We start from the raw sequence: 24,618 nt of genomic DNA, 5'->3' as shown, positions 1-24,618 counted from the left end.
GCAGAATGGCGGTGGAGGTGATCGATATGGTCGACCGGGAGAACGTGCCCAGGCTGTGTTCGGTGGTGCTGGACTGCACCGACGCCAGGTCCCTCGCGGAGTTCTACCGATCTCTGTTGGGCCTTGTCTACCGGCCTGGTGACGAGCCGCCGGAAGCAGGGCAGGTGGATGAGCGTGGTCGCGACTGGCTCGTGCTGAGGGCCCCCGACGGCGCTCCCCAGCTGGCCTTCCAGCAGGTCGACCAGCTGCCGGAGACGACCTGGCCGGAGAACCGGGTGCCGCAGCAGTTGCACCTCGACCTGACCGTGGCGTCGGTCGAGGAGTTGCAGGTGCAGCACGAGCGCGTCATGCGTCTCGGTGGTCGGCTGCTGTACGACCGCAGCGACGACCCCGACGAGCCGCTCCGCGTCTACGCCGATCTGGCCGGTCACCCGTTCTGCATCTTCGTCGGCTAGTCCCAGGAGGGCTGGTGTCGATGTTCCGCACCCCGCAGGTCGTCCTCTTCAGCGCCGACGTCCCGCGCGCCGTGGCGTTCTACACGCGGCTGGGCTTCACCGAGACCTTCCGGGTGCCGGCCGACGGCGAGCCGATCCACGTCGACCTGACGCTCGACGGCTACCGGATCGGTATCGCGTCGGTCAGGTCCACGCGGGACGACCATGGCCTCGACCCGGTGCCGGATGGACAGCGGGCCGCCGTGATTCTCTGGACCGACGACACCGCCACCGCCTGGGCCCGGCTCACCGGCGACGGCGCTCCCGCCCTCGCCGCGCCGCACCCCTGGCTCGATCGCCTCCTGATCGCCTGGACCGCCGACCCGGACGGCAACCCGATCCAGATCGTCCAGCACTTGTGAGGCGATGCGCCGACCTTGGCCGACGTGCTGGGGACCGGCGCGGCTCAGGCGGCCCGACCGCGCCCGTCACCACCCCGTGGGCCACCGGCCCTGATCAATCGTGCGGGTACCAGCGCAGCTCGACGACGTTGCCGTCCGGGTCGCGGACGTACAGGGAGGTGGCCGAGCCCCGGGCGCCGAACCGGCCCACCGGCCCCTCCACCACGTCGAAAGCGCCGGCGGCGATCACCTCGTGCCAGTCGAGCGGCGCGACCACCAGGCAGAAGTGGTCGACGTTCGCCGAGCCCCGCTGACCCTGGACCAGGTCGATGATCGTTCCGGCGTCGACGCGCACCGAGGGGAAGGGCACCTTGCCAGCCCGCCACTCGTCGACGCGTACCGGGGCCAGGCCGAGCGGTCCGCAGTAGAACGCCAGCGCGCGCTCGACGTCGGCGACGGTGAGCACCAGGTGGTCGAAGCCGGTCACCCGTACGGTGCTCACGCCGCCTCCCGGGCATACGCCTGGCGCAGCCAGTCGCCGAACAGGGCCGGGTCGACCTCGTCGGCGGCCCGCAGCTTCACCGACGCCATCGACCGGGCACCCGGCAGCAGCCGGCCGGACGGGTCGTCGACCTGCTGGCCCTGCCAGAGCCCGAAGGTCAGGTACGACGGGTACGCCTTGACCAGGCAGACCGGGTCCCGTCCCGGCCGGTCCCCGCGGCCCCAGACGGGGTGGCCGTGCCAGACGGCGCCGGTGGCGCCGGGCAGCGCCGCTTCGATGACCGGCCGCAGCTTCACGGCGATCTCCCGCAGGGGCTCGTCGAGCCCGTCGAGGTATTCGGTGACGGTGGTCGTACTCATTGCGCGCTCCTCGGCGTAGCGGTTTGTCTGCCGGCTTCCAGCCTGGTCGGAGCGGGGAACGCGACCAAGCCGCGATCGGACTACGATCGTTGAACCGAATTCAACGACGGGAGCCCGGGTTGCTGGAGCGGCACGAGGTCGAGACCTTCCTGACCCTCGCCGAGGAGCTGCACTTCGGGCGGACCGCCGAGCGGTTGCGGGTCACCACCGGGCGGATCAGCCATGTGGTGAAGAAGCTGGAGCGGCGGATCGGCGCGCCGCTCTTCGAGCGCACCAGCCGGGTCGTCCGCCTCACCCCGATCGGCCACCGGCTCGCCGACGACCTGCGACCGTTGGTCGCCGGGATGGAGGACGCCGTACGGCGGGCCGTCGAGGCCGGGCGCGGCGTCACCGGCGAGCTGCGGGTCGCCTTCCTCGGCGAGTGGACCGCGCCGGTGCTGCTCCGCGCGGTCAACCTGTTCCGCGAGCGGCACCCCGACTGCGAGGTGCACGTCCACGAGGCCCAGCTGGCCAACTCCCGGTCCAGCCTGGTGGACGGCTCGATCGACGTACTCATCGCCGCGTACCCGTTCGACGGAATGGCCAACGGCCCGGCGCTGCTGTCGGAGGGCCGGGTGCTGGCGGTGGCGGCCGGGCATCCGCTGGCCGGCGCGGAGTCGGTTTCCCTGGAGGTCCTCGCCGACCACCCGGTGGTGCAGTACCCGGCGGTGACCTCGGCGGAGTTCAAACGCGACCGCACCCCGGACCGCACGCCGTCCGGGCGTCCGGTGCCGACCGGACCGGTCGGCAACACCTTCTCGGAGATGCTCTCGCTGGTCGCGATGGGCCGGGGCGTGCTGCCGGTCGGCGAGCACACCCGGCGGTACTACCCGCGCCCGGACGTCGCCTACGTGCCGATCCACGACGCGCCGCCCATCCGGCGGGGCCCGGTCTGGCTGGAGACCAACACCACCGAGCGGGTACGCGAGTTCGTCCGCGCCGCGGCGGAAACCGTGCGCCGAGGGTGACTGGCAGGATGCCCGGCATGCGGGTGCTGGACGAGATCCGGGCGCTGGTCGAGTCGATCGCGCCCCTCGACGACCTGGAGGCGGCGCACCGGGCGCAGTGCCTCGACTGGCTGGCGGCGACCGACGACGTCTTTCGGCGGGCGAAGCCGCGCACCCCGTCGCCGCACCTCGTCGCGTACTTCCTGCTGCGCGACGCCACCGACGGCGGCGTCCTGCTGGTCGACCACCGCAACGCCGGGCGGTGGCTGCCCACCGGCGGCCACGTGGAGCCCGGCGAACATCCGGCGCAGACCGTACGCCGGGAGGTGGTCGAGGAACTGGGCGTGCCGGCGGTCTTCCCACCGGAGCCCGGTGAACGTCCGCTCTTCGTCACCGTCACGCCGACGGTCGGCCCGCCCGAGGACCGGCACATCGACGTGAGCCTCTGGTACGTGCTGGCGGGCCGTCGGGACCAGCCGCTCACGCCCGACCCGGGGGAGTTCCGTGCCGTCCGGTGGTGGACGCCCGCCGAGGTGGCCGCGGCGGACCCGGCCACCCTCGACCCGCACCTGCCCCGGATGTTGACCAAGCTGGCTGCGGGCTGACCGGAGCGCTCAGCCGCTGGCGAGCGTCGATATCCGGTCGGCGTCCCGCCGGGGCAGGGTCGCCAGGGCGATCCCGAGCAGCGCGCTCACCGATCCGACCAGGAAGAACAGTGAGAAGGTCGGCTGGCCCAGCCACTCCCAGAGCGGATGCCACTGGGGGTGCCGTTCCGCGCTGTGGTGGCTGGCCACCGACGGCACGGCGACCAGGATCGGCAGCCACCACAGCAGCAGCGTCACCCCGAAGAGGATCTTCACCACCGCCCGGGCCGGGTGGGGCTCCTCGGTGCGCCGGCTCGCCCAGCCGAAGACCAGCCAGCCGGCCAGCGCGCCGAGCAGCCCGCCGCCGATCGCTGCCGGGAGGACCAGCGGCGGCGTGGTGCGGCGCAGGGCGATCGACAGGTACGGGTACTCGGGCTCCGGCCGCGAGTTGACCGTGACGGTGAGGAGGGTGTCCCCCCGGCTGGCGTCGAGGGTGGTCCAGGTGACCGGCACGAAGGAGGCGCAGAGCTTGTCGGCGCAGTCGTCGAAGGTTTCCGCCGCCGACTGGTCGAGGTGCCAGCCGGCTTCCCGGAGCCGACGCTGGGCGACCGCGAGGGTCTGCTCGGGCGGGGCGGGTGGCGGGCCGGCGGCCCACGCGTCGGTGGCGGTCTGCTGGTACTCCCCGCCGTCGCCGAGGAGCACGTTGTCCAGGGCTTGCAGGGTCAGCGGCTGGGTGTAGTACCCGAAGAACGTCGACGGGGTGGTGATCTCGTCCGGTTCGTGGTCGGGCAGCACGGTCCGGAAGACCGCACCGGTCTCGGCGCGGCCCGGCAGCGGTCGGGCGGTCTCCCAGGCGACCCGGGCGGCCAGTGCCGCGCTGAAGAGCCCGCAGACGACCGCGGCCAGCACCGCCCAGGCGACGACCGTGCTGCTGGCCGGTCGGCCGAGCCGGCAGCGCATCCCGTTCCGGATCAGGTCGACGGCCTCCCGCAGCCGTGGCCTGGTCCGGCCGGGCGGTGCGGTGTCGAGCAGCAGGGCGACCAGCTCGTCGCCGCGCTCCCGTCGGTAGGCGCGCGGGTAGCAGCGCAGCAGTCGGCGGTAGCGGCGCGCGAGCGGGTCGCCGGTCGATGCCATTGCCTTCCCTCCGGGGGCTCGGTCTCGCCTCGGGTGGTGCGGGGTGCCGTCCCGCCGGCCGGCGGGAGGTGGAGCTGGTGGGTGGCGCTTCAGGCGGTGCCGGGACGGAACGCGCGCAGCCGGGCCTCGGCGGCGGTGGCGAGCTGGCGCAGCCGGCTGGCCTCGGCCCCGAGGGCGGCGTGCCCCTCGGAGGTGAGACGGAAGTAGCGGCGCCGCCGACCGTCCACGGTCTCCTCCCGGTCGGGCTCCACCAGACCCTCGGCGGTGAGCCGGTCCAGTGCGGTGTAGAGGGTGCCGGGGAGCAGGGTCACCCGCTGCTCGGAGAGGACGGCGACGTCCTGGACGATGCCGTAGCCGTGCCGTGGACCGCCGGCGAGCGCGGTGAGGATCAGGAAGGTCGGTTCACGCATCGCCGCCATGCGCCGGATCATATACAGATGATCGATGTATGAACAGGCCCGTGTCGGGTGGCCCGGCCCGGGGAGGGCCGTACCCTGGCGATCATGCGGATTGGCATCGTGATCCTTCCCGACCAGCGCTGGTCGGAGTCGCAGCGCCGCTGGCGCCAGGCGGACGAGTGGGGCTTCGACCACGCCTGGACGTACGACCACCTGGGCTGGCGCGACCTGGTCGACGGCCCCTGGTTCGACTCCATGGCCACCCTGACCGCCGCCGCGACGGTGACCTCCCGGATCCGGCTCGGCACCCTGGTCGCCTCGCCGAACTTCCGGCACCCGGCGGCCTTCGCCCGGCAGGTCACCGCCCTCGACGACGTGTCCGCCGGCCGGGTGCTGCTCGGCCTCGGGGCGGGCGGCATCGGGTTCGACTCGGCCGTGCTGGGCGGCGAGACCCTGCCGCCCCGGCAGCGGGTGGACCGCTTCGGCGAGTTCACCGAGCTGCTCGACCTGGTGCTGCGGGAGGACGGCGTCACCTGGCGGGGTGACTGGTTCGCCGCGGTGGACGCCCGCAACAACCCGGGCTGTGTGCAGCAGCCCCGGGTGCCGTTCGTGGTGGCCGCGAACGGTCCCCGGTCGATGCGGCTGGTGGCCCGCTTCGGGCAGGGCTGGGTCACCACCGGCACCGGCGGCGACGACCTGACGAGCTGGTGGGACGGGGTGGGGCAGCTCTGCGCCCGGCTGGACCAGACGCTGGACGCCGCCGGTCGGGACCCGGCCACCATGGACCGCTACCTGTCGCTGGACTCGGCGCCGGCCTTCTCGCTGAGCAACGCCGACTTCTTCGCCGAGCAGGTGGCCCGGGCGGCGGCGCTCGGCTTCACCGACGTCATCACCCACTGGCCCCGGGCCAGCAGTTGGTACGCCGGCGACGAGGCCGTCCTGGTGGACGTCGCCACCCGCCTCCTGCCCGAGCTGCGCACCGCCTGACCCGGCGGCGGAGGCCCTGGTCGGCGCGTACCTCAGGTGCTGAGGTCTCCGGTGGCGACGCCGCCGTCGCCGCCGGAGACCAGCCGGAAGCGCAGGCAGGCGATCTCGGTGTCGTCGGTGACCGGGGTGCCGACGCGCGCCCAGTAGGCGGCGTGCCCCGCCCGCCACTCCTCGATCGAGCGGTCGCCCTCGCCCTCGGCGCGGGCGAAGTCCCACGGGACGTCGGCGAAGCGGACCACCTCGACGCCGGTGACCTCGACGATCCCGGCGAGGGCGTCGGCGTCGTCCAGCAGGACGAGCCGTTCGCCGGCGTGCTCCAGCTTCTCGCCCTCCTCGGCGTACTCGGTGAGCAGGGTGGCGGTCGCCGTCTTCACTCCGGCCAGCACCAGGGTGTTGAGGTTGGTCCGCATCCGCCCCGGGGTGCCGAGGGCGAGCGTGCGCAGTCCACCGATCCGAGGCCACATCCTGCCGACGTTACCCAGCACCGATTTCCCGTCGTGGGGAATCGGCGCCGGCGGCTACGGTGAGGGCCGGCGGAAGGAGATCGGCCATGGCGGACCGGCGCGCGGTGCTCATCCCCGGCCGGGGCTACGACACCCGTTACCCGCTCTTCGCGTACACCGGCGAGGCGCTGCGGCGGACGGGCTTCGACGTCCACGAGATCACCTGGGCGGCGCCGGAGCGCTTCGCCCCCGATCGGGACGGACCGGCCGCCGCCGTCGGGTGGGTCGTCGGGCAGGTCGAGCAGGCGCTGGGCGAGCGGACCGACCTGCTGGTCGGCAAGTCGCTCGGTTCGCTGGCCGCTCCGCTCGCCGCCGACCGGGGACTCGCCGCCGTCTGGCTGACCCCGCTGCTGCACCGGCCCGAGGTGGTCGAGGCGCTGGCCCGGGCCACCGCGCCGTTCCTGCTGGTCGGCGGCACCGCCGACCCCTCCTGGGACGGTGCCGTGGCGCGCCGGCTCACCCCGCACGTGCTGGAGATCCCCGACGCCGACCACGGGATGCTGGTGCCCGGTCCGCTGGCCCGCTCGGCGGAGGTGCTGGGCCGGGTCTGCACCGCCGTGGAGGAGATCGTTCAGATCAGCTGGCCGGCGTAGCCGGCGGCGGCGAGCACCCGCTCGTCGCCGGTCGCCGCGTGCGCGTCGAGCACGGCGTCGGCCAGCTTGACCACGTGCGCGTCGCCGTGCCGGGCGGCCCGGGCGAACACCTCCGCCGGGGTGCCGGGCGGGACGGCCGGGATCGCCGTGCCGAGCGGCGGGGCGTACACCGCGGTCACCGCTGCCGTGGCCGACCACGCCGCGGTGAGGCTCGGTGCCCAGAGCGCCGGATCGAGCGCCGGCAGGGTCCGCAGCACCGCCGTGGGCGCGGTCACCGCGTGCACCAGCATCACCGGGTTCTCGTGCCCGTACCGCAGGTAGTCCAGCGCGGCCCGGTGCACCAGCGCGACCAGCCCCCGCTCCGCGTCGGCGGGCGTCCGCGCCGGGCGCGGCGCCGCCACCGCCCCGTCCCACCCGGGTACGCCCGAGAGCCGCGCCAGCCGTTGCCGGATGCCGCCGCTGCGATCGTCGATCCGGGGCACCGAGGCCAGCGCGGTGGCCACGTCGGGACCGTCGGGACGGGACGCCGCGTCGAGGCGCAGGCCCGGCACCGGCTGCCAGCGGGCTGCCCAGTAGCCGAGGGCCTGGCCGAGCTCGACCACCCGGTCCGGGCTGGAGCCGTCCTCCCGCAGTGCCCGGACGGCGTGGCCGACCCGGATGACGCCGTGGGTCGCGCCGGCCGCGATGCCCGGCAGCAGCCGGGGCCACCAGGTGCCCAGCACCTCGCGCCAGGGGCGCTCGCGCAGCTCCCGGTCGAAGTGGGCGAGCCAGTCGCCGGCGCGCTTCGGGTCACCGAGGGCCTCCCGCCAGTCCTCGATCCGGTGCTGGCCGCGCGGCAGTTCGTCGAGCCGGCGCAGGTAGTCGTCCAGCCAGCGGTGCACGCTGCGGTCGTGGCCGTGCCGGACCAGCGCCTCGACCGCCATCGGCCCGTGGTTGGAGAGCCAGCCCTCGAACTCGGGGCCGGTGCGGTGCAGCCGTCGGTACGCCTCGTCCAGGATGCCGTGGTCCATGCGCCGATCGTCGAACCTGAAGCGGGCTTCAGGTCAAGCGGGCAGTTGGGCGGCGTCGAGCAGCCCGTGCAGGCGGAGTTCCCGGCTCACCTCGGGCGGGCAGTCCCGCACCACGGCCGAGGCGCCGAGCCAGGTGGCGCCCCGGACGGCGCAGATCTCCCGGATCGCCCGCAGCTGCGCCCCGGTGGCGACCCAGTCGTCCACCGCCAGCACCCGGTCGCCCGGGCCCAGCCGCCGGTCCACCATCGCCAGGTCCACCTGCCGGCCCCGGAAGTCGGGGTCGCTCCGGGACCAGGTCAGCGGCCCGGCCGGCAGTCGCCCGTCGCCCGGCTTGTGTGCCGGCGCGAAGCCCACCCCGAGGGCGGTGGCGGCGAGCGGGCCGAGCATCAGCCCGGTGACGGCCGGGGCCACCACCACGGTCGGCCTGGCGTCCCGGAACGGTGCGGCCAGGGCCGGCCCGAGCCCGGCCAGCACCTGCGGGTCGCGCCACCAGCCGGAGATGTCGCTGACCAGGTGGCTGCTGCCCGGCCCCGGATCGACCCAGCGGAACAGCTCGATCAGACGCCGGCGCAGCTCATCGGCCATCCGTCCATCCTCACCCATCGCTGCCATGCCGCGCGGCGCTGGCCCGTCCGGCCCCCGCGACGTCGGATGATCGGCTACACGTATCACCGCAATTCGGGCCATACCACCATGATCACGTTGACTTCCGAAGTGCTTCTCTCGTTACGGTCCGACCCGGTTTGTTCAGCTGACGAAAGGACCGGTCCGGTGGCTGGTAGGCACGCCCGTACCCGCATGTTCTCCTCGCCGGCCGGCATCGCCGCCACCGCCGCCGTGGGTGTCGTGCTCGCCGTCGGCGGAACCGTCGGCGCCGTGCAGCTGACCTCGGGCGAGGCGGCGGCCCCCGTCGTCGCCGACACCGTGCCGGCCGCGGTCAGCCCCAGCGCCACCAGCTCGCCGAGCGCCACCGCGTCCCCCACCGCAAGCCCGTCGCCGACCGTCACGGCCAGCCCGAAGGCCACCCGGTCCGCCCAGGCGGCCTCCCGGGCCAGGACCCGCACCGCCACGCCGAAGCCGAGCGCGACGACGAAGAAGGCCGCCCCGAAGAGCACCGTGGTGGACAGCGGCTCGTGCGGCGCGTCCTTCTACGACGAGGGCCAGCTGACGGCCAACGGCGAGACCTTCAACCCGGACGCGCTGACCGCCGCGCACAAGACGCTGCCCTTCAACACCCGGGTCCGGGTCATCAACCCGGACAACGGCAAGTCGGTGACCGTCCGCATCAACGACCGTGGCCCGTTCATCGAGGGGCGCTGCCTCGACCTGTCCCGGGCCGCGTTCGAAACCATCGCTTCGGTGAGCCTGGGTGAGCTGACGGTGAAGTACGAGGTCCTCGGCTGACGGCGATCGGCTCGTCGTGACCGTCCGGCCGGTCGGAACACCCTCAGTCGAGGGGTCAGGTTCATTCACCGGTTCACGTCGATCAGGCATGCTGTCCCTCGTACGTACGCATGCCTTCCAGTCGGGCCGCGGCCCGCTGAGTCCCGGATCCCGCGCCGGCGTCGGCGCGGCCCTCGGCCTGCTCACGATCATCTCGGCGGTGGAGCTGGCCGACGGCCGGGAGGCGCACTACGTGGCGCTGATGATGGCCGCCCCCATCCTGGCCGCCGTGTTCGCCTCCTGGCGGGTGGTACTCGGGATCGGCCTGGTCGCCGCGGTGCTCGGGGCCAGCTTCGCGCTGACCGAGCCCACCCCGTCGCTGGTCACCGCCGTCGACCTCGCCGGGATCGCCTTCGCCAGCGGGATCGCGGCGGCGGTGGCGGCGCTGCGGCAGCGGCAGGGCGAGCAGATCGCCGAGTTGTCGAAGCTGGCGTCGGTCGCCCAGCAGGCCGTGCTCCGACCGCTCGGGCCGCAGGTGGGCACCCTCGCGGTGGCCGCCCGCTACATCTCCTCGACGGCCACCGCCGAGATCGGCGGCGACCTCTACGAGGCCATCGACACCCCGTACGGCGTCCGCATGATCATCGGGGACGTCCGGGGCAAGGGGCTGGACGCGGTCCGGCTGGCGAGCATCGTGCTGGGCTCGTACCGGCACGTCGCGTACGAGCGGGCCGACCTGCGCGCGGTGGTGGCCGACCTGGACCGGGCGGTGGCCCGCAACGTGGGCGACGAGGACTTCGTCACGGCGGCCGTGGTGGAGGAGCGGGGCGGCACGCTGACCATCGTCAACTGCGGCCACCCGTCACCGCTGCTGCTGCGCAGGGGCGCAGTGATCCCGTTGGAGCCGCCGGCGCCCGCCCCGCCGCTGGGGTTCATGCCGGTGGTGCGCCCCCGGGTGGAACGGCTGGAGCCCGGCGACCGGCTGCTGCTTTTCACCGACGGGCTCGGTGAGGCCCGGCGCGACGGTGAGTTCTTCCCGACCGCCGACCGGGCCTGGCGGCTGCTCGGGCACGGCACGGTCGGCGACGGCCTCGCCTCGCTGGAGACCGCGCTGGTGGAGTGGGTGCACGGCCGGCTGGACGACGACATCGCCCTGGTCCTGATGGAGTACACCGGCCCGCGTACCGGGGCGACCGTACCGGTGCCGAGCTGGGAGGTCGGCGCGGCGGAGGCGTGAGCCGCCCCGCCTCTGGCTGTCCTGCCGTACGCCGAACGAGAGCTGAACCGCAGGTGTGTAATCGCCGTCACTTCCCCGATCGGCTTGTCGGTAGCTACCGGTGAGTAATACAGTCGGGGTTACTGATCGGTAACACCTGTCCGGAAGCGGGGCCAGCGAGCATGACCCACTACAAGAGCAACCTTCGGGACCTCGAGTTCAACCTGTTCGAGGTCTTCGGGGCGGACCGGACGTTCGGCCAGGAGCCGTACTCGGACCTGGACGTCGACACCGCCCGCAGCTTCCTCTCCGAGGTCGACCGCCTGGCCCGCGAGGACCTCGCGGCCAGCTACACGGACAGCGACCGCAACCCGCCGGTCTTCGACCCGGCCACGCACACCGCGCCGCTGCCGGAGTCGTTCAAGAAGTCGTACCAGGCGTTCATGGACTCCGAGTTCTGGCGGCTGGACCTTCCCGACTCCCTCGGCGGCACCAACGCCCCGCGGGCGCTCTGGTGGTCCCTCGCCGAGCTGGTGCTCGGCGCGAACGCGCCGATCTGGATGTACGCCTCCGGCCCGTCCTTCGCGCACGTGCTGCACGTCGAGGGCACCGAGCAGCAGAAGAAGTGGGCGCGGCTCTTCATCGACAAGCAGTGGGGCTCCACCATGGTGCTCACCGAGCCGGACGCCGGCTCGGACGTGGGTGCCGGTCGGACCCGCGCGATCCAGCAGCCCGACGGCTCCTGGCACATCGAGGGCGTCAAGCGCTTCATCACCTCGGGTGAGCACGACCTGAGCGACAACATCGTCCACTACGTCCTGGCCCGTCCGGTCGGCGTCGAGGGCGTGGGCGGCCCGGGCACCAAGGGCCTGTCGCTCTTCGTGGTGCCGAAGTACCACTTCGACGAGAAAACCGGCGAGCTGGGCGAGCGCAACGGCGTCTTCGCCACCAACGTCGAGCACAAGATGGGCCTGAAGGTCTCCAACACCTGCGAGGTGACCTTCGGCGAGCACGGCGTGCCGGCCAAGGGTTGGCTGCTGGGCGAGAAGCACGACGGCATCCGGCAGATGTTCATGATCATCGAGTACGCCCGGATGATGGTCGGCACCAAGGCGATCGCCACCCTCTCCACCGGCTACCTGAACGCCCTGGAGTACGCCAAGAACCGGGTGCAGGGCGCCGACCTGATCCAGCAGGCCGACAAGACCGCCCCGCGGGTGACCATCACCCACCACCCGGACGTGCGCCGCTCGCTGCTGCTGCAGAAGTCGTACGCCGAGGGCCTGCGCGCGCTGGTCTGCTACACCGCCAGCTGGCAGGACAAGGTCGCCATCGCCGAGGCGGCCGGCGACGAGAAGGCCACCAAGCTGGCCAAGCGGGTCAACGACCTGCTCCTCCCGCTGGTCAAGGGCGTCGGCTCGGAGCGCGCGTACGAGCTGCTGGGTCACGAGTCGCTGCAGACCTTCGGCGGCTCCGGCTTCCTCCAGGACTACCCGCTGGAGCAGTACGTCCGCGACGCCAAGATCGACACCCTGTACGAGGGCACCACCGCGATCCAGAGCCTCGACCTGATCTTCCGGAAGATCGTCCGGGACAACGGCAAGGCCCTGATGGCGGTCGCCGGCGAGATCCAGGAGTTCATCGCCACCGAGGGCGGCAACGGTCAGCTCAAGGAGGAGCGGCAGGCGCTGGGCAAGGCGCTCGCCGAGATCCAGGCCATGCTCGGCGTGATGACCGGCTGGCTCGGCGAGGCGCAGGGTGGCGACACCCGCAGCCTCTACAAGGTCGGCCTGAGCAGCCGCCGCTTCCTGCTGGCCATCGGCGACCTGGTCGTCGGTTGGCTGCTGCAGAAGCAGGCGGACGTGGCCCTGCGCGCCCTGGCCGGCGAGGTCTCCGCCGCCGACAAGGCGTTCTACACCGGCAAGGTGGCCGCCGCCCGGTTCTTCGCCCGTGAGGTGCTGCCCCGCATCGGCGCCGACCGGCGGATCATCGAGGGCGCCGACCTGGAGATCATGGACCTCCCGGAGGAGGCGTTCTGATCCCCTCCGGGCTGATCTGCCCGGTTCGACCCTGACGGCGGCGGCCGGCGAGCACCTGCTCGCCGGCCGCCGCCGTCCCTGCGGCACCCACCCGGGGCCCCGAGCGCCTCACCGGGCACCCGATTCGACACCCGTCCCACCCGGCCCCGCCCCACCACAGAGGCCCGCATTTTCAGGGAAAGCGTGGCTATCCCGCTCGGATAGCGCTCAGGGGGCGGGCGCGGGGCGGGGTGGGGGTGGGATTGGCGGGGGTGGGACCGGTAGGCGGGCCGGTTGACGGGTAACCGTCGCGGACCACGTCAGGGGCACGCCCAGAAGGCCACCGCACGGGGGAGTGCAGCGCACATGGGCATTGGTAGCGGAATCTTTCTCATCGCGCTGGGCGCGATCATGACCTTCGCCATCCGGGCCAACGTCTGGTGGATCGACCTGCGCGCGGTCGGCTGGGTGTTCATCCTGGCCGGGCTGGCCGTACTGCTCACCACGCTCTGGTTCTGGCAGGACCGGCGCAAGCGGGCACGCACGCTGATCGTGGAGGAGAACCGCCTCTCCCATCCGACCGCGATGATGCCGCCGCCGCCCGACCCGCCGCCGCCCACCGCGCCACCGTCCTGACCCGCCGCCCGCGCTGCCGTCCACCCGCTGCCTGCCCCGGAGGTGCGGTCCGGGGAAGACGTACCGGCTCAGCCGCGGGCGGTGTGGCGGTTCACGATCGCCGCGCCGCCCGGTGCCAGGTCCGCCCACGGCGTCGCGGCCCGGTGCACCACCAGATCGGTGGTCCGCAGCCCCTCGGGATCCGCCCGTTCCGGGTCGAGCAACGCCGACAGCAGCGAGATGCCGGGATTGTGGGCGATCAGCAGGACCGTCCGGGCCGTCGGCTCGGCCGCCCGGACCAGGGCGAGCAGCTCCTGCGGCTGCGCCTCGTACGCGGTCGGCTCGTAACGCACCACGGGTGACGACCCCGCCGGTCCCCCTTCCGGCGGGGATCCCGTCATGCCCATCGCCACGTCGTGCCAGGTCTGTCGGGTGCGCCGGGACGACGAACAGAGCACCACCTCGGGCAGCAGGCCGTGCCGGGCCAACCAGGCTCCGGCGGCGGCCGAGTCGGCGTGCCCGCGCGCGGTCAGGCGGCGTTCGACGTCCGGGGCGTCCCCGGCGGGTAGTTCGGCCTTGGCGTGCCGGAGCAGCACCAGGGTCCGTTCCTCGGCGTGGGCGTCCGTCATGCGCCCAGCTTGCCTGATTGGCGATCGGAGCGCCTGGGTAAGTCGATGTGTGCCGCACGCTCACCGATGGCCGCGGCGGTCGGATACGCCAACGGACATGCCAAGGAGGCGACATCATGGGCATCGGTGCCAGCATCTTCCTCATCGCGCTGGGCGCGATCTTCGCGTTCGCCATCGACGCGAACCTGGGATGGCTCAACCTGAACGTCGTCGGCTGGGTGCTGATGCTCGCCGGCGTCGCCGGGCTGCTCACCACCCTCTACTTCTGGAACACCCGCCGCCGCACGGTGGTGGCCACCCCGGTGCGCGAGGACCGCGTGGTGGCCGACCGGGTCGTGCCGGTGCAGGACGACCGGGTGGTGCGGGAGGAGTACCGCGAGGTGCGCCGCCCCGGTTACCCGACCTGATCCCCGCGCACGGACGTCGGGGCCCCGCAACGGTGCGGGGCCCCGCACCATGTCCGGCCGGGCCGGCGGGCGGGCTTCGGGCTCAGGCGAAGAGCGCGAAGTAGATCGCGATGTGGTGGCAGAGCGCCGCGAGCAGGGTGCAGGCGTGGAAGAACTCGTGGTGGCCGAAGACGGTGGGCCACGGGTTGGGCCGGCGCAGCGCGTAGAAGACCGCGCCGACGCTGTAGATCGCGCCGCCGACGGCGAGCAGGACCAGCGCGGTCACCCCGCCCTCGTGCAGGATCTGCGGCAGCATCGCCACCGAGACCCAGCCGAGCGCCAGGTAGAGCGGCGCGGACACCCACCGGGGCGCGTGCGGCCAGACCAGCTTCAGCGCCACGCCGGCCAGCGCCCCGCCCCAGACCACGCTGAGCATGATGGTGGCCATCCGGCGGTCGAGCAGCAGCGCGCAGAACGGCGTGTAGGTGCCGGCGATGAACACGAAGATCATCGAGTGGTCCAGCCGGCGCATGATCTGGTAGCCCCGCTCCGACCACACCCGCCGGTGGTAGAGGGCGCTGGTGCCGAAGAGCCCGCAGACGGTGAGGCTGTAGATCAGGCAGCTCGCCAGGGGTGCCCAGCCCGGGCGGGTGGCCGCGATCGCGCACAGGACGATGCCGCAGACGAGCGCGACGAAGAAGGCGTAGGTGTGCAGCCAGCCGCGCATCCGGGGTTTCCCGATGTCGACCGGCTTGAGCCGGAGCGGTGCGGAGGTGGTCACGGATACAGGTTACGGCACCGTAGGTTACCTGCGGGTAGTGCGTCTGGTCACCGCCGCGTCGCACGTCCGCGAGCCGTGGTCGTCGGATCGATCGGGGAGGATGGCGGGATGCGGATCCGACCCGTCGGCCGACACGCCCTCCTGCTCGACTGCGACGACCCCGGCCAGGTGGAGGCGTGGCGCGCCGAGCTGTGGCGCCGCCGCGACGCCGGTGAGCTGAGCGCCGTCGAGATCGTCCCGGCCGCGGCGACCGTCCTGCTCGACGGCGTACCGGACCCGGCGGCCGTCGCCGCGCGGATCGCCGGGTGGACCCCACGGCCGGTCGCCAGCCCGGCCACCGCCGCCCAGGTCGAGGTCCCCACCGTGTACGACGGGGAGGACCTGCCCGTCGTCGCCGGGCACTGGGGCGTGACCGTGCCCGAGGTGGTGCGACGACTGCGGGAGACCGCGTTCCGGGTGGCGTTCTGCGGCTTCGCACCCGGGTTCGCGTACCTGACCGGGCTGCGGCCGGAGTGGGCGGTGCCTCGGCTGCCCAGCCCGCGTACCCGCGTGCCGGCCGGGTCGGTGGCGCTCGCCGGGCCGTACGCGGGGATCTACCCGACCGCCTCGCCGGGCGGGTGGCTGCTGGTCGGGCGCACCGAGCTGACCCTGTTCGACGTGCACGCCGACCCGCCGGCCCGGCTCACCCCGGGCACCCGGGTCCGGCTGGTGGCCGCGTGACCGACGTGCTCGAGGTACGCCGGGCCGGCCCGCTCACCACCGTCCAGGACCTCGGCCGACCCGGGTACGCGCATCTCGGCGTACCCCGGTCGGGGGCGCTGGACCCGGCGGCGCTGGCGCTCGCCAACCGCCTGGTCGGGAACCCGGTCTCCGCCGCCGGCCTGGAGATCACCCTGACCGGCTGCGAGCTGCGGCCCACCCGCGCCGTCACGGTCGCGGTGACCGGGGCCGACGCCGACGTCCGGGTGGGTCCGCGACCGGGTGACGTGGGCCGGCCGCTCGCGGTGCCGGCCGGCGCGGTGCTGCGGATCGGGCCGGCCCGCGACGGGCTGCGCAACTGGCTGGCGGTCAGCGGCGGGATCGCGGTCGAACCGGTGCTCGGCAGCCGCGCCACCGACACCCTCTCCGGCCTGGGCCCACCCCCGGTACGCGACGGCGACCGCCTCCCGCTCGGCCCGTGGCCCGGGCCGCCGCCACCGGTGGACGTGACCGTCGGCCGGCCCCCGACCGGCGAGCTGCGGCTGACCCTGCGCCCCGGGCCGCGGGCCGACTGGTTCACCCCGGACGCACTCGACCGGCTGCTCGGCACCCCGTACACGGTCAGTCCGGTGGGCGACCGGGTCGGCGCGCGACTGACCGGCGCGCCGCTGCCCCGCGCGGTGGCCGGTGAACTGCCCAGCGAGGGGATCGTGCTCGGCGCGGTGCAGGTGCCGGCCGACGGCCAGCCGCTGGTCTTCCTGGCCGACCACCCCACCACCGGCGGGTACCCCGTCATCGGGGTGGTGGACGACGTGAGCGCACTCGCGCAGGCCCGGCCAGGGACTACGGTGAGGTTCCATGGACCTCAACGCTGACCTCGGCGAGGGATTCGGCATCTGGCGGCTCGGCGACGACGACGCGCTGCTGGACCTGGTCACCTCCGCCAACGTCGCCTGCGGCTTCCACGGCGGTGACCCGTCGACCATGCGGCGGGTCTGCGCCGCGGCGGCCGATCGGGGCGTGGCCATCGGCGCCCAGGTCGGCTACCGCGACCTCGCCGGCTTCGGCCGCCGGCGCATCGAGTACGCCTTCACCGAGCTGCGCGACGAGGTCACCTACCAGCTCGGCGCCCTGGACGCGTTCTGCCGGCTGTTCCGCACCCAGGTCCGCTACCTCAAGCCGCACGGCGCGCTCTACCACGCGGCGGCCGTCGACGAGTCGCAGGCCGCCGCCCTGGTCGCCGCCGTCAGCGGGTACGACGACCAGCTGCCCATCCTCTGCGCCCCCGGCTCGAAGCTCGCCCAGCTCGCCGTCGGGGCGGGCCTGCGAGTGGTCGCCGAGGGCTTCGCCGACCGGGGTTACCTGTCCAACGGCTCACTGGTGCCCCGTACCGCGCTCGGCGCGCTGGTCACCGACCCGGAGGAGGTGGCCGCCCGGGCCGTACGGATGGCCACCGAGCGGACCGTCGTCGCGGTCGACGGCACCGTCATCCCGTGCGCGGTCGGCTCGATCTGCCTGCACGGTGACACCCCGGGCGCGGTCGCCTCGGCGGCCCTGGTGCGGGCCGCGCTGCTCGACGCGGGCGTCACCCCGAAGCCCTTCGTCTGACGTCCCGCCCCGGGGGTGACCGGATCCCGCCGCCGAGCCACGGCCGCGACGGGCGAGCCGAGGTGGGCGCTCAGGCGTCCAGGCCGCGCAGCACCAGCGGCAGCCGGGTCGCGCCGCCGTCGACCACCCGCACCGGTACGCCCCAGTCCTGCCGGGTCAGGTGGCAGGCGGCGTGCTCGACGTCCTTGTCGCAGGTGGCCGCCTGGGCGGTCACCTGGAGCACCCCGCCGGCCACCGCCCCGTCGATCACCAGCCGACGGGACAGGTCGGTGGTGGTGCCGGCCCCCTCGACCAGCAGCTCCGGCGGGGAGGCGGAGACCACCAGCCGGGTCGACGGGCCGTACGTCTCGTCCAGCTTCTGCCCGGGCGCGGGCGTGAAGATCACGTCGAGGGTCAGCTCGCCCGCCGCCACGTCGGTCGGCTTGCGCTCCACCTGGTGCCGGGGGCCGTTCACCGTGCTCGCCCCGGCCGCCGTGAGCGTGCCGGGCGCCAGCCGGGTCAGCCGGTGCGCGGACGACTCGACCACCAGCACGTCACCGTCGGCGGTGAGCACCACGTCGCTCGGCTCGGCCAGGCCGTCGGCCACCGTGGCGACCTGGTCGGTCGCCGGGTCGAAGCGGCGCACCGCGCCGTTGTAGGTGTCGGCGATCAGCACCGAGCCGTCCGGCAGCGCGCACACCCCGAGCGGGTGCTGCAGCAGCGCCTGGTGGGCCGGGCCGTCCACGTGGCCGAAGTCGAAGAGGCCCTGCCCCACGGCGGTGGTCAGCACGCCGTTCTCGACGTAGCGGATCGCGCTGGTCTCGCTGTCGGCCACCCAGAGCCGGCTGCCGTCGGCCGAGACGGAGAGCCCGGAGGGCTGCGCCATCCACACGTCCGGCAGCGGACCGTCGCGCAGCGCCTCCACGGTGGTGCCGGCGTACATGCCGGCGGTGCGGCGGATCGGGTCGAACCACCAGAGCTGGTGGATGCCGGCCATCGCGATGACGACCTTGTCGTCGTACCAGGCCAGGTCCCAGGGGGAGGAGAGGTCGACCGAGAGCGCGTCGTGCGCGTGGTCGTCGACCGAGGAACGCCACTGCCGGCCGGTGCCGGCGACCGTCACCACCTCGCCGGTCGCCAGCCGTACGCCGCGCAGCAGGTGGTTGACGGTGTCCGCGACCACCAGGTCGTAGCCGGCCACCTCGGCGACGTGCGCGGGGAGCAGGCAGAGCCCCTGCGGCTCGGCGAAGCTGGCCGCGTCGGCCGGCCCGTCGGCCCGGCCCCGCTCGCCGGAGCCGATCCGCCGGACCAGGCTCTCGCCGTCGGGGGCCAGCTCGGCCAGGGAGTGCCGGGCCGAGTCCGAGACCAGCAGGTTGCCACCGTCGAGCACCACGGCCTTGCCGGGGAAGCGCAGGGTGGTCTCCGGCTCCGCCGGCGGGACGTACGGGCCGTCGCCCCGGTGCAGGGTGCCCTTCGCCGTGTGGGTGGCGACCAGGTCGTCGACCAGTCGGGTCAGCCCCTCGGCGTGGCCCTCGCCGGCCATGGTGGCCACCACGTACCCCTCGGGGTCGACCACGGCCAGGGTCGGCCAGGCCTTGGCGGCGTACTGGCCCCACATGTCCAGCTCGGGGTCGTCCAGCACCGCGTGGTGCACCCCGTACCGCTCGACGGCGGCGGCCAGCGCGTCCGGGTCCTTCTCGTGCTCGAACTTCGGCGAGTGCACGCCGATCACGACGAGCACGTCGGCGTACTTCTCCTCCAGCGGGCGCAGCTCGTCGAGCACGTGCAGGCAGTTGATGCAGCAGAAGGTCCAGAAGTCCAACAGGACGATCCGGCCGCGCAGGTCGGCGAGCTTCAGCTCCCGCCCGCCGGTGTTCAGCCAGCCCCGACCGTGCAGCTCAGGAGCCCGTACGCGTGCGCTCATGACCCCAGTCTGCCGGATGCCGGGCCGCCGCCACGGCGTGACCCCGCGCGTGGTCGATCACGCCACAGCGGATACGACGGCGGGGCCACGGATCACCGTGGCCCCGCCGTCGAGACGTGCTACTTGGCGGCCGGCTTGAGGCAGAGCACCCGGTCGGCGCCGCTGCCCGGCAGCACCACGTGCGGCTGGGCCGGGTCGGCGCAATTCTCCTTCGCGTCGACCTTGGAGACCACGGTGAACGCGTTCGGCTCGCCGCAGTTGGCCGCCGTCGCGCCGTTGCCGGACTGCTTGACGCAGGAGCCGACGGCCGGGTTGAACGGGGCGGGCTTCTCCTCACCGCCGATCTTGCCCAGCAGGCTGAGCAGGCCGAGCGGGACGGCCAGGATCAGCACCGCCGCGATCAGCACAATGGCCAGCACCCGGCCGTTGCGGACCTTCGGCGCCGGCTGCTCGACCTTCGGCTCCGGGTCCGGCTTGAACGCGTCGAAGCGTCCCTGCTCGGGCTCCGGATCCTGGTGCCAGGCGCCCGGACCGGGCTGGTTGCCCGGCGGGAAGGGCTGGCCGGCGGGCGGGAACTGCTGACCTACGGGCGGGAACTGCTGACCCGCGGGCGGGAACTGCGGCCCGGCCGGCGGGAACTGCGGCCCCGCCTGGGGGAACGGCGCCGTGCCGCCGCCGTGAGCCGGGTCGTGGGCCGGGTGGCCGTAACCGGGGACCGCACCCGCGGCCGGACCGCCGCCGGCCGGGCCGGCGCCGAACGGCTCGGCTGGGCGGTCGCCGGGGCCGTGCGGGCGGGTTCCGTTCATCGGCCGGTTGTTGCTGGCCGGGTCCGCGAAGGCCGGGATGGCGCCCGGGAACGCCGGCGGCGCGGCGGGCGAGGTGGGCGGCGCGGACGAGGGAGCCTCGGGACCGAAGCCGGGCTGGCCGGACGGCCGCTCCGGCTCGTCGAAGCGCCGCCGGTCCTGGTCCTCGTACCGCTGCTGGTCGTCGTAGCGCTGCTGGCCGTCGAAGGACTGCTGGCCGTCGAACGGCTGCTGGTCGCCGAAGCGGGGCGGGGAGTCGTGCTCGGCCTGCTGGCCGTCGTACTCCTCGACCGGCTCGTCCACCGGCTCCGGGCGGGCCGGCCGGCCGTACACCCGGGGCTGCGGGGCACCCGTGGCGCCCGGCCGGATGGCCTGGTCGGTCGGGGGCATCACCCGGCTGGCCAGCGGCACCGACGCGCTCGCCGACGCCCGCCCGGCGGCGGACTCGTCGGCAACCGGTACGGCGGCGCGACCGGCCCCGTCGGCCTCCGGCGAGGTACGCGGCCCGGGCACCACCGGCCCGGCCGGCGACTGCGGCTCCTCGCCGGGACCCCAGCCCGACCGTTCCGGCTCGTACGCCGACGGCGCGTCGGCACGCCCGGCCGGCTCGAAGGAGGACTGGTCGGCGGCCCCACCGAACTGGGCCGGCGGGGCGTAGTCGGCCGGCGGCGCGGCGGCCAGGCTGGCGCCCGGTACCCGCTGCTCCTGCGGCGGCAGGGGCACCACGTTGGCCGGCGAGATGCCGGGTGCCGGCGCCGGCTGGTAGATCGGGGCCTCGTCGGCGCGCTGGGGCTCCCAGGCGTCCCCGGCCGGTCGCTGCGCGGGCGGGGCCTCGGCGCGGTCCCAGGCCTCCTCGGCCGGTCGCTGCGCGGGCGTGGCCTCGGCGCGGCCCCAGGCCTCCTCGGCCGCCCACGGCTCGGCGTCCGGCACCGCCGGACGGTCGGCACCGGCCCGCTGCGGCAGATTGTCGGCGTCCATTCCCCAGGCCGGCGGGCTGCCCGGGACCGCGACGGAGGCGGTCGCCCGGGCGGGCTGCTCCGGCGGCGTCCAGCCGTCCGACTGGGGTCGGTCGTCCTGTCCGGGCACGGCGGCCGCGCCCCAGGAACCGGCACCACGGGCCGGCTCCTCCGCGGCGAGCCAGTCGGCACCGGGCCGCTGCTCCTCGCGGGCCGGCGCGGCACCGCCCCAACCGTCGGCGGCCTGCTGCTCCGCGCGGGCCTCCCAGTGGGCCGGCGCCGGTGCGTCGGCGGCGTTCCACGCCTGCGGCGACCGCTCGTCCGCCTGTGCGGCGTTGTTCCACCCGCCGGCGGCGGCGTTGTCCGGGGCGGCGGTGTTCCAGCCGCCGGAACGGGCGGCGTCGTCCTGGCCGCCGGTGTTCCACCCGCCCGAGTGGGCCGGGTCGTCCTGCGGCGTGCGGGCGGCGTTCCAGCCGCCGGAGCGCGCCGGGTCGTCCTCGGTGGACCATCCGTCGGCCGCCGGGGTGTCGTGCTGCGGCACCTGCGCGGCGCCGCGCGCGCCGGTGTCGGGCTGCGCCCACGCGGGCACGGCCTGTTCCGGCTGCTGCTGCGGCGGCACGGGTACCGAGGCGCGGCCGGCGGATCGGGGCGCCTCGTCCTGGGTGGACGGTGCGTTCCACCCGCCGGAGCGGACGGCGTCGTCCTGTGGCGGCTGGGTCTCGCCACCCCAGCCGTCGGCCTGCTCCTGGGGCGCGGCTGCGCCGTTCCAGCCGGTGGACTGCTCGTGCTGCTCGGTGCCGACGTGCCGACCGCCCGAAGTGGACGCCTCGTGGGACGCGGCCCCGCCGGCGTTCCAGCCGCCGTTGCCCGCGGCGTCCTGGTCCTGGCCGGGCGTGCCGGCGTTCCAGCCGCCGGAGCGGGCCGGGTCGTCCTGGGCCGGGGTGTTCCAGCCGCCGGAGTGGGCCGGCTCCTCGTGCTGCGGCGCGGCGGCCCAGCCGTTGGCGGCCTGGTCCTGCTGTCCGGGGTTCCAGCCGCCGGAGGCGGCCGGGTCGGCGGAGGCGGGCCAGGCGTCGTTCGGCTGGGGCACCCGGGCGGCGCCACGGGCGCCGGAGTCGGGCTGCGCCCACGCCGGGCCGGCCTGCTCGGGCTGCGCCCAGGCCGGCTGTGCCGGCTCGCCCGGCCCGGCGGGCTGGCCGGGTACGGAGGCGGCGGCCCAGGCGGCGGCGGGCTGGTCGGACTGGGCGGCCCAGGCGGGCTGCGGTGCGGCCCACTGGCCGGGCTGCGCCGGCTCGCCCTGCTGCGGCACCTGCGCGGCGCCCCACGCCGGGGGCTGGTCCTGCGCGGCGGCCCAGGCCGGGGCGGCCTGCTCCGGTCGGCCGGCCGGTGGTGGTGGCGCCCAGCCCAGGTCCGGGGCGGCGGGGTTGCCGTACCCGGTGTCCTGCTGCGTCTGCCGGTCGCCGTACGGCGCCGGTCCACCGGCGCCCGGCGGCACCTGGTCCGGCTCCTGGCCGGGGCGGTGCTGGCCCTCGGACGTCATGGGTGCGCCTCCTCCATCACATGTCGGCCGCCGATGCCGTCCGGGACCGGGCGGCGGGCTCGCCGGTGTCGCCGGCGGATCGGCCGTGCGGGCTCCCCGCACCGTATCCGGTGACCGCGCGGGGCGTCCGGGGAGCACCGGGCCGTCACTCCGCGTCGCCGGGCGGTGGCGATCGGCTCTCATCCGGCTCGATCGGTGTCCCGGGTCGGCGGGTGGCGACCGTGCCCCACCGTACCGGGCGTCCGGTCGAGGTGGAATCCCGGTCTCAGCGGCCCGGAAACGCCGATGACCCGCCCGGGCGCCCCGGGCGGGTCATCGATCTGGAGGAGGTGAGGAAAGTCTGTGCCGCGTCAGCTCATGTGGCGCTGGGCGATCGCGAGGATCTCCTCACGCACCGCGGGCGAGTTGGCGGAACGAAGCGCGTGCTCGATCGCGCGGGCGCGGCGGGTGGCGTCGCGGTGGGTGCGGATGCGCTCGATCATGCTCATGGTGTCTCTCCTCCGACTATTCGGTTGTCAGCCCCTGATGTCTCTATTGAAGCGCAAGATGCCGCCAACTTCCATCGATTGTTAGGTGAGCTGTGACACCTGCCTACGATTCGTAGGCCACAGGGGGCTATTGCTGAACTTTTCTTCGTGCAATGGCAACGGCCGGTGTGCCGGGCGTTCACCCTGGGCACACCGGCCGTGGCTGGTGTCGTGGACGGTCAGGTCCAGGCGAGCAGCGCCGCCTCGGGGTCGGCCAGGAAGTCCCCGATGTCGCGGAGGAACTTCGAGCCGAGCTCACCGTCGATGATCCGGTGGTCGAACGACAGGCCCAGCGTGGTGACCTGGCGCGGCTTCACCTTGCCCTTGTGCACCCACGGCATCTCGCGGACCGCGCCGAAGGCCAGGATCGCCGACTCGCCCGGGGGCAGGATCGGCGTGCCGGTGTCCACGCCGAAGACCCCCACGTTGGTGATCGTCAGCGTGCCGCCCGACATGTCGGCCGGGGAGGTCTTCCCCGCCTTGGCCGTCTGCACCAGGTCGGTCATCGCGTCCGCCAGCTCGCGCAGCGACAGCCGGCCGGCGTCCTTGATGTTCGGCACGATCAGACCGCGCTCGGTGGCCGCCGCGATGCCCAGGTTGACGTAGTCCTTGACCACGATCTCGTCGCCGGCCCAGGTCGAGTTGACCATCGGGTGACGCTTGACCGCCAGCAGCACCGCCTTGGCGACCAGCAGCAGCGGCGAGACCCGCACGTCGCGCCACTCCCGCCGCTCGCGCAGCCGGTCCAGCGCCTTCATCGCCCGGGTCACGTCGACGGTGAGGAACTCCGTCACGTGCGGGGCGGTGAACGCCGAGCGGGACATGTTCTCGGCGGTGAGCTTGCGTACCCCCTTGACCGGGATGCGCTGCTCGCGGTCCGCGCCGAAGCTCGCGGCCGCCGTGGCCGCGGCCGTCACCGTCAGCGGCTCGGCCGGCGCCGGGGTCCCGCTCGCCGCCCGCTGTACGTCCTCCCGGGTGATCGAGCCCAGCGGGCCCGAGCCGGTCAGCGTGGCGAGATCGACGCCGAGGTCCTTGGCGAGCTTGCGCACCGGCGGCTTGGCCAGCACCAGCCCGCCGGCCCGCCCGTTGCCGTTCGCACCCGGGGCCGGCGACACCGGAGCGGGCGCGGCCGGGGCGACCGGAGCGGGCGCCACCGGAGCCGGCGCGGCCTGGACCGGCGCGGCCGAGGCCTGGGCCGGCACCCCGCCCTTGCGCGGGCGGCGCTTGGCCGCCGTGGTGCGCGGGCCGTAGCCGACCAGCACGGCGGTACGCCCACCCGGGGCGGGACCGCCGATCAGGCCCGGCTCGACCGCGCCCTCGGTCGGGGCCACCTCGACGGCGGCCAGCGAGGCCGCCGACGGGGTGGGGAGCGCGGAGGCCGGCGCGCCGGTCGTCGACTCCTCGATCGGCCCGGCGCCCGGGTCGGTGTCGATCGCGATGATCGGCGTGCCGACCTCGACCGTGGTGCCCTCCGGGTGGAAGATCGCCTGCACCTGGCCGGCCCACTTCGCCGGGATCTCGACGGCCGCCTTGGCCGTCTCCACCTCGACGATCGGCTGGTTCAGCTCGATGACGTCGCCCACCTTGACCAGCCAGGCGAGGATCTCGCCCTCGGTCAGGCCCTCGCCCAGGTCGGGGAGGTTGAACTCCTTGATCCGTGACATGC

At 74.4% G+C, this 24,618-nt stretch carries 27 protein-coding genes; 14 read left to right on the top strand and 13 right to left on the bottom strand.

Annotated features, from left to right (window positions below; genetic code table 11):
- Positions 1-5: 5 nt before the first annotated feature.
- Together FHX75_RS16125 and FHX75_RS16120 are read left to right on the top strand one after the other, a co-directional pair.
- The gene (locus FHX75_RS16125) at positions 6-455 is read left to right on the top strand and encodes a VOC family protein (RefSeq protein WP_342798890.1); all 450 of its coding nucleotides are present in this window, start codon (positions 6-8) and stop codon (positions 453-455) included.
- A 20-nt stretch (positions 456-475) separates the two neighbouring features.
- Positions 476-856 carry a VOC family protein gene (locus tag FHX75_RS16120; RefSeq protein ID WP_246158322.1) on the top strand — a complete coding sequence of 127 codons (381 nt, stop codon included), beginning with the start codon at positions 476-478 and terminating at the stop codon, positions 854-856.
- Positions 857-950: 94 nt separating this feature from the next.
- Here FHX75_RS16120 and FHX75_RS16115 read toward each other — a convergent pair whose 3' ends face one another.
- Positions 951-1,337 (bottom strand): VOC family protein, encoded by a 387-nt coding sequence (locus FHX75_RS16115; RefSeq protein WP_154940825.1) that lies wholly within the window; start codon positions 1,335-1,337, stop codon positions 951-953.
- Positions 1,334-1,696, bottom strand: coding sequence for a DUF1801 domain-containing protein (locus tag FHX75_RS16110; RefSeq protein WP_154940823.1), 363 nt, complete (start codon positions 1,694-1,696; stop codon positions 1,334-1,336). Before FHX75_RS16110 ends, FHX75_RS16115 begins: the two co-directional genes overlap by 4 nt.
- A gap of 119 nt (positions 1,697-1,815) precedes the next feature.
- Here FHX75_RS16110 and FHX75_RS16105 point away from each other — a divergent pair, with 119 nt between their 5' ends.
- Together FHX75_RS16105 and FHX75_RS16100 are read left to right on the top strand one after the other, a co-directional pair.
- Complete coding sequence (locus FHX75_RS16105) at positions 1,816-2,703, top strand: LysR family transcriptional regulator (RefSeq protein ID WP_154940822.1); 888 nt, start codon at positions 1,816-1,818, stop codon at positions 2,701-2,703.
- 17 nt (positions 2,704-2,720) lie between these two features.
- The gene (locus tag FHX75_RS16100; RefSeq protein WP_246158111.1) at positions 2,721-3,287 is read left to right on the top strand and encodes an NUDIX hydrolase; all 567 of its coding nucleotides are present in this window, start codon (positions 2,721-2,723) and stop codon (positions 3,285-3,287) included.
- A gap of 9 nt (positions 3,288-3,296) precedes the next feature.
- On the opposite strand, the gene FHX75_RS16095 is transcribed toward FHX75_RS16100, so the two are convergent.
- Positions 3,297-4,400 carry a cytochrome b family protein gene (locus tag FHX75_RS16095; protein WP_154940820.1) on the bottom strand — a complete coding sequence of 368 codons (1,104 nt, stop codon included), beginning with the start codon at positions 4,398-4,400 and terminating at the stop codon, positions 3,297-3,299.
- An 89-nt stretch (positions 4,401-4,489) separates the two neighbouring features.
- Positions 4,490-4,810 carry a PadR family transcriptional regulator gene (locus tag FHX75_RS16090; RefSeq protein WP_154941991.1) on the bottom strand — a complete coding sequence of 107 codons (321 nt, stop codon included), beginning with the start codon at positions 4,808-4,810 and terminating at the stop codon, positions 4,490-4,492.
- Positions 4,811-4,903: 93 nt separating this feature from the next.
- Here FHX75_RS16090 and FHX75_RS16085 point away from each other — a divergent pair, with 93 nt between their 5' ends.
- A complete protein-coding gene (locus FHX75_RS16085; protein ID WP_154940817.1) occupies positions 4,904-5,785 on the top strand; it encodes an LLM class flavin-dependent oxidoreductase in 882 nt (293 codons plus the stop codon).
- A 32-nt stretch (positions 5,786-5,817) separates the two neighbouring features.
- On the opposite strand, the gene FHX75_RS16080 is transcribed toward FHX75_RS16085, so the two are convergent.
- Complete coding sequence (locus FHX75_RS16080; RefSeq protein WP_154940815.1) at positions 5,818-6,249, bottom strand: ASCH domain-containing protein; 432 nt, start codon at positions 6,247-6,249, stop codon at positions 5,818-5,820.
- Positions 6,250-6,335: 86 nt separating this feature from the next.
- On the opposite strand from FHX75_RS16080, the gene FHX75_RS16075 reads away from it, so the two are divergent.
- A complete protein-coding gene (locus FHX75_RS16075) occupies positions 6,336-6,881 on the top strand; it encodes an alpha/beta fold hydrolase (protein ID WP_154940813.1) in 546 nt (181 codons plus the stop codon).
- On the opposite strand, the gene FHX75_RS16070 is transcribed toward FHX75_RS16075, so the two are convergent.
- Both FHX75_RS16070 and FHX75_RS16065 read right to left on the bottom strand, forming a co-directional pair.
- A complete protein-coding gene (locus FHX75_RS16070; protein ID WP_154940811.1) occupies positions 6,860-7,891 on the bottom strand; it encodes a questin oxidase family protein in 1,032 nt (343 codons plus the stop codon). The two genes, FHX75_RS16075 and FHX75_RS16070, sit on opposite strands and share 22 nt — an antisense overlap.
- A gap of 33 nt (positions 7,892-7,924) precedes the next feature.
- A complete protein-coding gene (locus FHX75_RS16065) occupies positions 7,925-8,476 on the bottom strand; it encodes a phosphoribosyltransferase (RefSeq protein WP_154940809.1) in 552 nt (183 codons plus the stop codon).
- A 186-nt stretch (positions 8,477-8,662) separates the two neighbouring features.
- On the opposite strand from FHX75_RS16065, the gene FHX75_RS16060 reads away from it, so the two are divergent.
- From FHX75_RS16060 to FHX75_RS16045, 4 genes are all read left to right on the top strand, one after another.
- Positions 8,663-9,295: a septal ring lytic transglycosylase RlpA family protein gene (locus tag FHX75_RS16060; RefSeq protein WP_211364479.1), complete on the top strand. Its 633-nt coding sequence runs from the start codon at positions 8,663-8,665 to the stop codon at positions 9,293-9,295.
- A gap of 88 nt (positions 9,296-9,383) precedes the next feature.
- Positions 9,384-10,511: a PP2C family protein-serine/threonine phosphatase gene (locus FHX75_RS16055; RefSeq protein WP_154940805.1), complete on the top strand. Its 1,128-nt coding sequence runs from the start codon at positions 9,384-9,386 to the stop codon at positions 10,509-10,511.
- A gap of 161 nt (positions 10,512-10,672) precedes the next feature.
- Positions 10,673-12,529: an acyl-CoA dehydrogenase gene (locus FHX75_RS16050; protein ID WP_154940803.1), complete on the top strand. Its 1,857-nt coding sequence runs from the start codon at positions 10,673-10,675 to the stop codon at positions 12,527-12,529.
- Between the two features lie 345 nt (positions 12,530-12,874).
- Entirely contained in the window at positions 12,875-13,144 is a 270-nt protein-coding gene (locus FHX75_RS16045; RefSeq protein ID WP_067300694.1) for a DUF6458 family protein, read from the top strand.
- 68 nt (positions 13,145-13,212) lie between these two features.
- Here the strand turns inward: FHX75_RS16045 and FHX75_RS16040 are convergent, their stop codons facing one another.
- Positions 13,213-13,752 (bottom strand): SixA phosphatase family protein, encoded by a 540-nt coding sequence (locus FHX75_RS16040; RefSeq protein ID WP_154940801.1) that lies wholly within the window; start codon positions 13,750-13,752, stop codon positions 13,213-13,215.
- Positions 13,753-13,868: 116 nt separating this feature from the next.
- On the opposite strand from FHX75_RS16040, the gene FHX75_RS16035 reads away from it, so the two are divergent.
- Positions 13,869-14,159: a DUF6458 family protein gene (locus FHX75_RS16035; RefSeq protein ID WP_088959551.1), complete on the top strand. Its 291-nt coding sequence runs from the start codon at positions 13,869-13,871 to the stop codon at positions 14,157-14,159.
- Between the two features lie 82 nt (positions 14,160-14,241).
- Here FHX75_RS16035 and trhA read toward each other — a convergent pair whose 3' ends face one another.
- On the bottom strand, positions 14,242-14,919 hold the full coding sequence (gene trhA / locus FHX75_RS16030) for a PAQR family membrane homeostasis protein TrhA (protein ID WP_154940799.1): 678 nt from the start codon (positions 14,917-14,919) through the stop codon (positions 14,242-14,244).
- Positions 14,920-15,027: 108 nt separating this feature from the next.
- On the opposite strand from trhA, the gene FHX75_RS16025 reads away from it, so the two are divergent.
- From FHX75_RS16025 to FHX75_RS16015, 3 genes are read left to right on the top strand one after another with little or no spacing between them, the layout of a single operon-like run.
- Positions 15,028-15,639, top strand: a complete 612-nt coding sequence (locus tag FHX75_RS16025; RefSeq protein WP_154940797.1) for a 5-oxoprolinase subunit B family protein — start codon at positions 15,028-15,030, stop codon at positions 15,637-15,639.
- Positions 15,537-16,493 carry a 5-oxoprolinase subunit C family protein gene (locus FHX75_RS16020; protein WP_425463495.1) on the top strand — a complete coding sequence of 319 codons (957 nt, stop codon included), beginning with the start codon at positions 15,537-15,539 and terminating at the stop codon, positions 16,491-16,493. Before FHX75_RS16025 ends, FHX75_RS16020 begins: the two co-directional genes overlap by 103 nt.
- Positions 16,477-17,226, top strand: a complete 750-nt coding sequence (locus FHX75_RS16015; protein WP_154940793.1) for a LamB/YcsF family protein — start codon at positions 16,477-16,479, stop codon at positions 17,224-17,226. The genes FHX75_RS16020 and FHX75_RS16015 overlap by 17 nt, the downstream gene beginning before the upstream one ends.
- Positions 17,227-17,296: 70 nt before the next feature.
- On the opposite strand, the gene FHX75_RS16010 is transcribed toward FHX75_RS16015, so the two are convergent.
- The 4 genes from FHX75_RS16010 to FHX75_RS16000 all read right to left on the bottom strand — a co-directional run bounded on the left by FHX75_RS16010 (position 17,297) and on the right by FHX75_RS16000 (position 24,616).
- A complete protein-coding gene (locus FHX75_RS16010) occupies positions 17,297-19,129 on the bottom strand; it encodes an NHL domain-containing thioredoxin family protein (protein ID WP_154940791.1) in 1,833 nt (610 codons plus the stop codon).
- 119 nt (positions 19,130-19,248) lie between these two features.
- Positions 19,249-22,425 (bottom strand): LppU/SCO3897 family protein, encoded by a 3,177-nt coding sequence (locus FHX75_RS16005; protein WP_154940789.1) that lies wholly within the window; start codon positions 22,423-22,425, stop codon positions 19,249-19,251.
- Between the two features lie 350 nt (positions 22,426-22,775).
- Positions 22,776-22,913: a hypothetical protein gene (locus FHX75_RS30810; protein WP_170285382.1), complete on the bottom strand. Its 138-nt coding sequence runs from the start codon at positions 22,911-22,913 to the stop codon at positions 22,776-22,778.
- A 218-nt stretch (positions 22,914-23,131) separates the two neighbouring features.
- Positions 23,132-24,616, bottom strand: a complete 1,485-nt coding sequence (locus FHX75_RS16000; RefSeq protein WP_154941990.1) for a dihydrolipoamide acetyltransferase family protein — start codon at positions 24,614-24,616, stop codon at positions 23,132-23,134.
- Positions 24,617-24,618 lie beyond the last annotated feature (2 nt).

The organism is Micromonospora palomenae, from assembly GCF_007829925.1.
GTDB lineage: Bacteria > Actinomycetota > Actinomycetes > Mycobacteriales > Micromonosporaceae > Micromonospora > Micromonospora purpureochromogenes.
Note: the sequence above shows the minus strand (reverse complement) of the source record. Positions and strands in the feature narration are given on the sequence as shown.

Bases quoted from the DNA above. Each gene is read 5' to 3' on its own strand.
- FHX75_RS16120 (WP_246158322.1), top strand. From the start codon at position 476: ATGTTCCGCACCCCGCAGGTCGTCCTCTTCAGCGCCGACGTCCCGCGC.
- FHX75_RS16025 (WP_154940797.1), top strand. From the start codon at position 15,028: ATGCGGATCCGACCCGTCGGCCGACACGCCCTCCTGCTCGACTGCGAC.
- FHX75_RS16010 (WP_154940791.1), bottom strand. From the start codon at position 19,129: ATGAGCGCACGCGTACGGGCTCCTGAGCTGCACGGTCGGGGCTGGCTG.
- FHX75_RS16085 (WP_154940817.1), top strand. From the start codon at position 4,904: ATGCGGATTGGCATCGTGATCCTTCCCGACCAGCGCTGGTCGGAGTCG.
- FHX75_RS16045 (WP_067300694.1), top strand. From the start codon at position 12,875: ATGGGCATTGGTAGCGGAATCTTTCTCATCGCGCTGGGCGCGATCATG.
- FHX75_RS16035 (WP_088959551.1), top strand. From the start codon at position 13,869: ATGGGCATCGGTGCCAGCATCTTCCTCATCGCGCTGGGCGCGATCTTC.
- FHX75_RS16090 (WP_154941991.1), bottom strand. From the start codon at position 4,810: ATGCGTGAACCGACCTTCCTGATCCTCACCGCGCTCGCCGGCGGTCCA.
- FHX75_RS16100 (WP_246158111.1), top strand. From the start codon at position 2,721: ATGCGGGTGCTGGACGAGATCCGGGCGCTGGTCGAGTCGATCGCGCCC.
- FHX75_RS16070 (WP_154940811.1), bottom strand. From the start codon at position 7,891: ATGGACCACGGCATCCTGGACGAGGCGTACCGACGGCTGCACCGCACC.
- FHX75_RS16065 (WP_154940809.1), bottom strand. From the start codon at position 8,476: ATGGCCGATGAGCTGCGCCGGCGTCTGATCGAGCTGTTCCGCTGGGTC.
- FHX75_RS30810 (WP_170285382.1), bottom strand. From the start codon at position 22,913: ATGAGCATGATCGAGCGCATCCGCACCCACCGCGACGCCACCCGCCGC.
- FHX75_RS16055 (WP_154940805.1), top strand. From the start codon at position 9,384: ATGCTGTCCCTCGTACGTACGCATGCCTTCCAGTCGGGCCGCGGCCCG.
- FHX75_RS16040 (WP_154940801.1), bottom strand. From the start codon at position 13,752: ATGACGGACGCCCACGCCGAGGAACGGACCCTGGTGCTGCTCCGGCAC.
- FHX75_RS16125 (WP_342798890.1), top strand. From the start codon at position 6: ATGGCGGTGGAGGTGATCGATATGGTCGACCGGGAGAACGTGCCCAGG.
- FHX75_RS16095 (WP_154940820.1), bottom strand. From the start codon at position 4,400: ATGGCATCGACCGGCGACCCGCTCGCGCGCCGCTACCGCCGACTGCTG.
- FHX75_RS16075 (WP_154940813.1), top strand. From the start codon at position 6,336: ATGGCGGACCGGCGCGCGGTGCTCATCCCCGGCCGGGGCTACGACACC.
- FHX75_RS16080 (WP_154940815.1), bottom strand. From the start codon at position 6,249: ATGTGGCCTCGGATCGGTGGACTGCGCACGCTCGCCCTCGGCACCCCG.
- FHX75_RS16110 (WP_154940823.1), bottom strand. From the start codon at position 1,696: ATGAGTACGACCACCGTCACCGAATACCTCGACGGGCTCGACGAGCCC.
- FHX75_RS16005 (WP_154940789.1), bottom strand. From the start codon at position 22,425: ATGACGTCCGAGGGCCAGCACCGCCCCGGCCAGGAGCCGGACCAGGTG.
- FHX75_RS16015 (WP_154940793.1), top strand. From the start codon at position 16,477: ATGGACCTCAACGCTGACCTCGGCGAGGGATTCGGCATCTGGCGGCTC.
- FHX75_RS16000 (WP_154941990.1), bottom strand. From the start codon at position 24,616: ATGTCACGGATCAAGGAGTTCAACCTCCCCGACCTGGGCGAGGGCCTG.
- FHX75_RS16050 (WP_154940803.1), top strand. From the start codon at position 10,673: ATGACCCACTACAAGAGCAACCTTCGGGACCTCGAGTTCAACCTGTTC.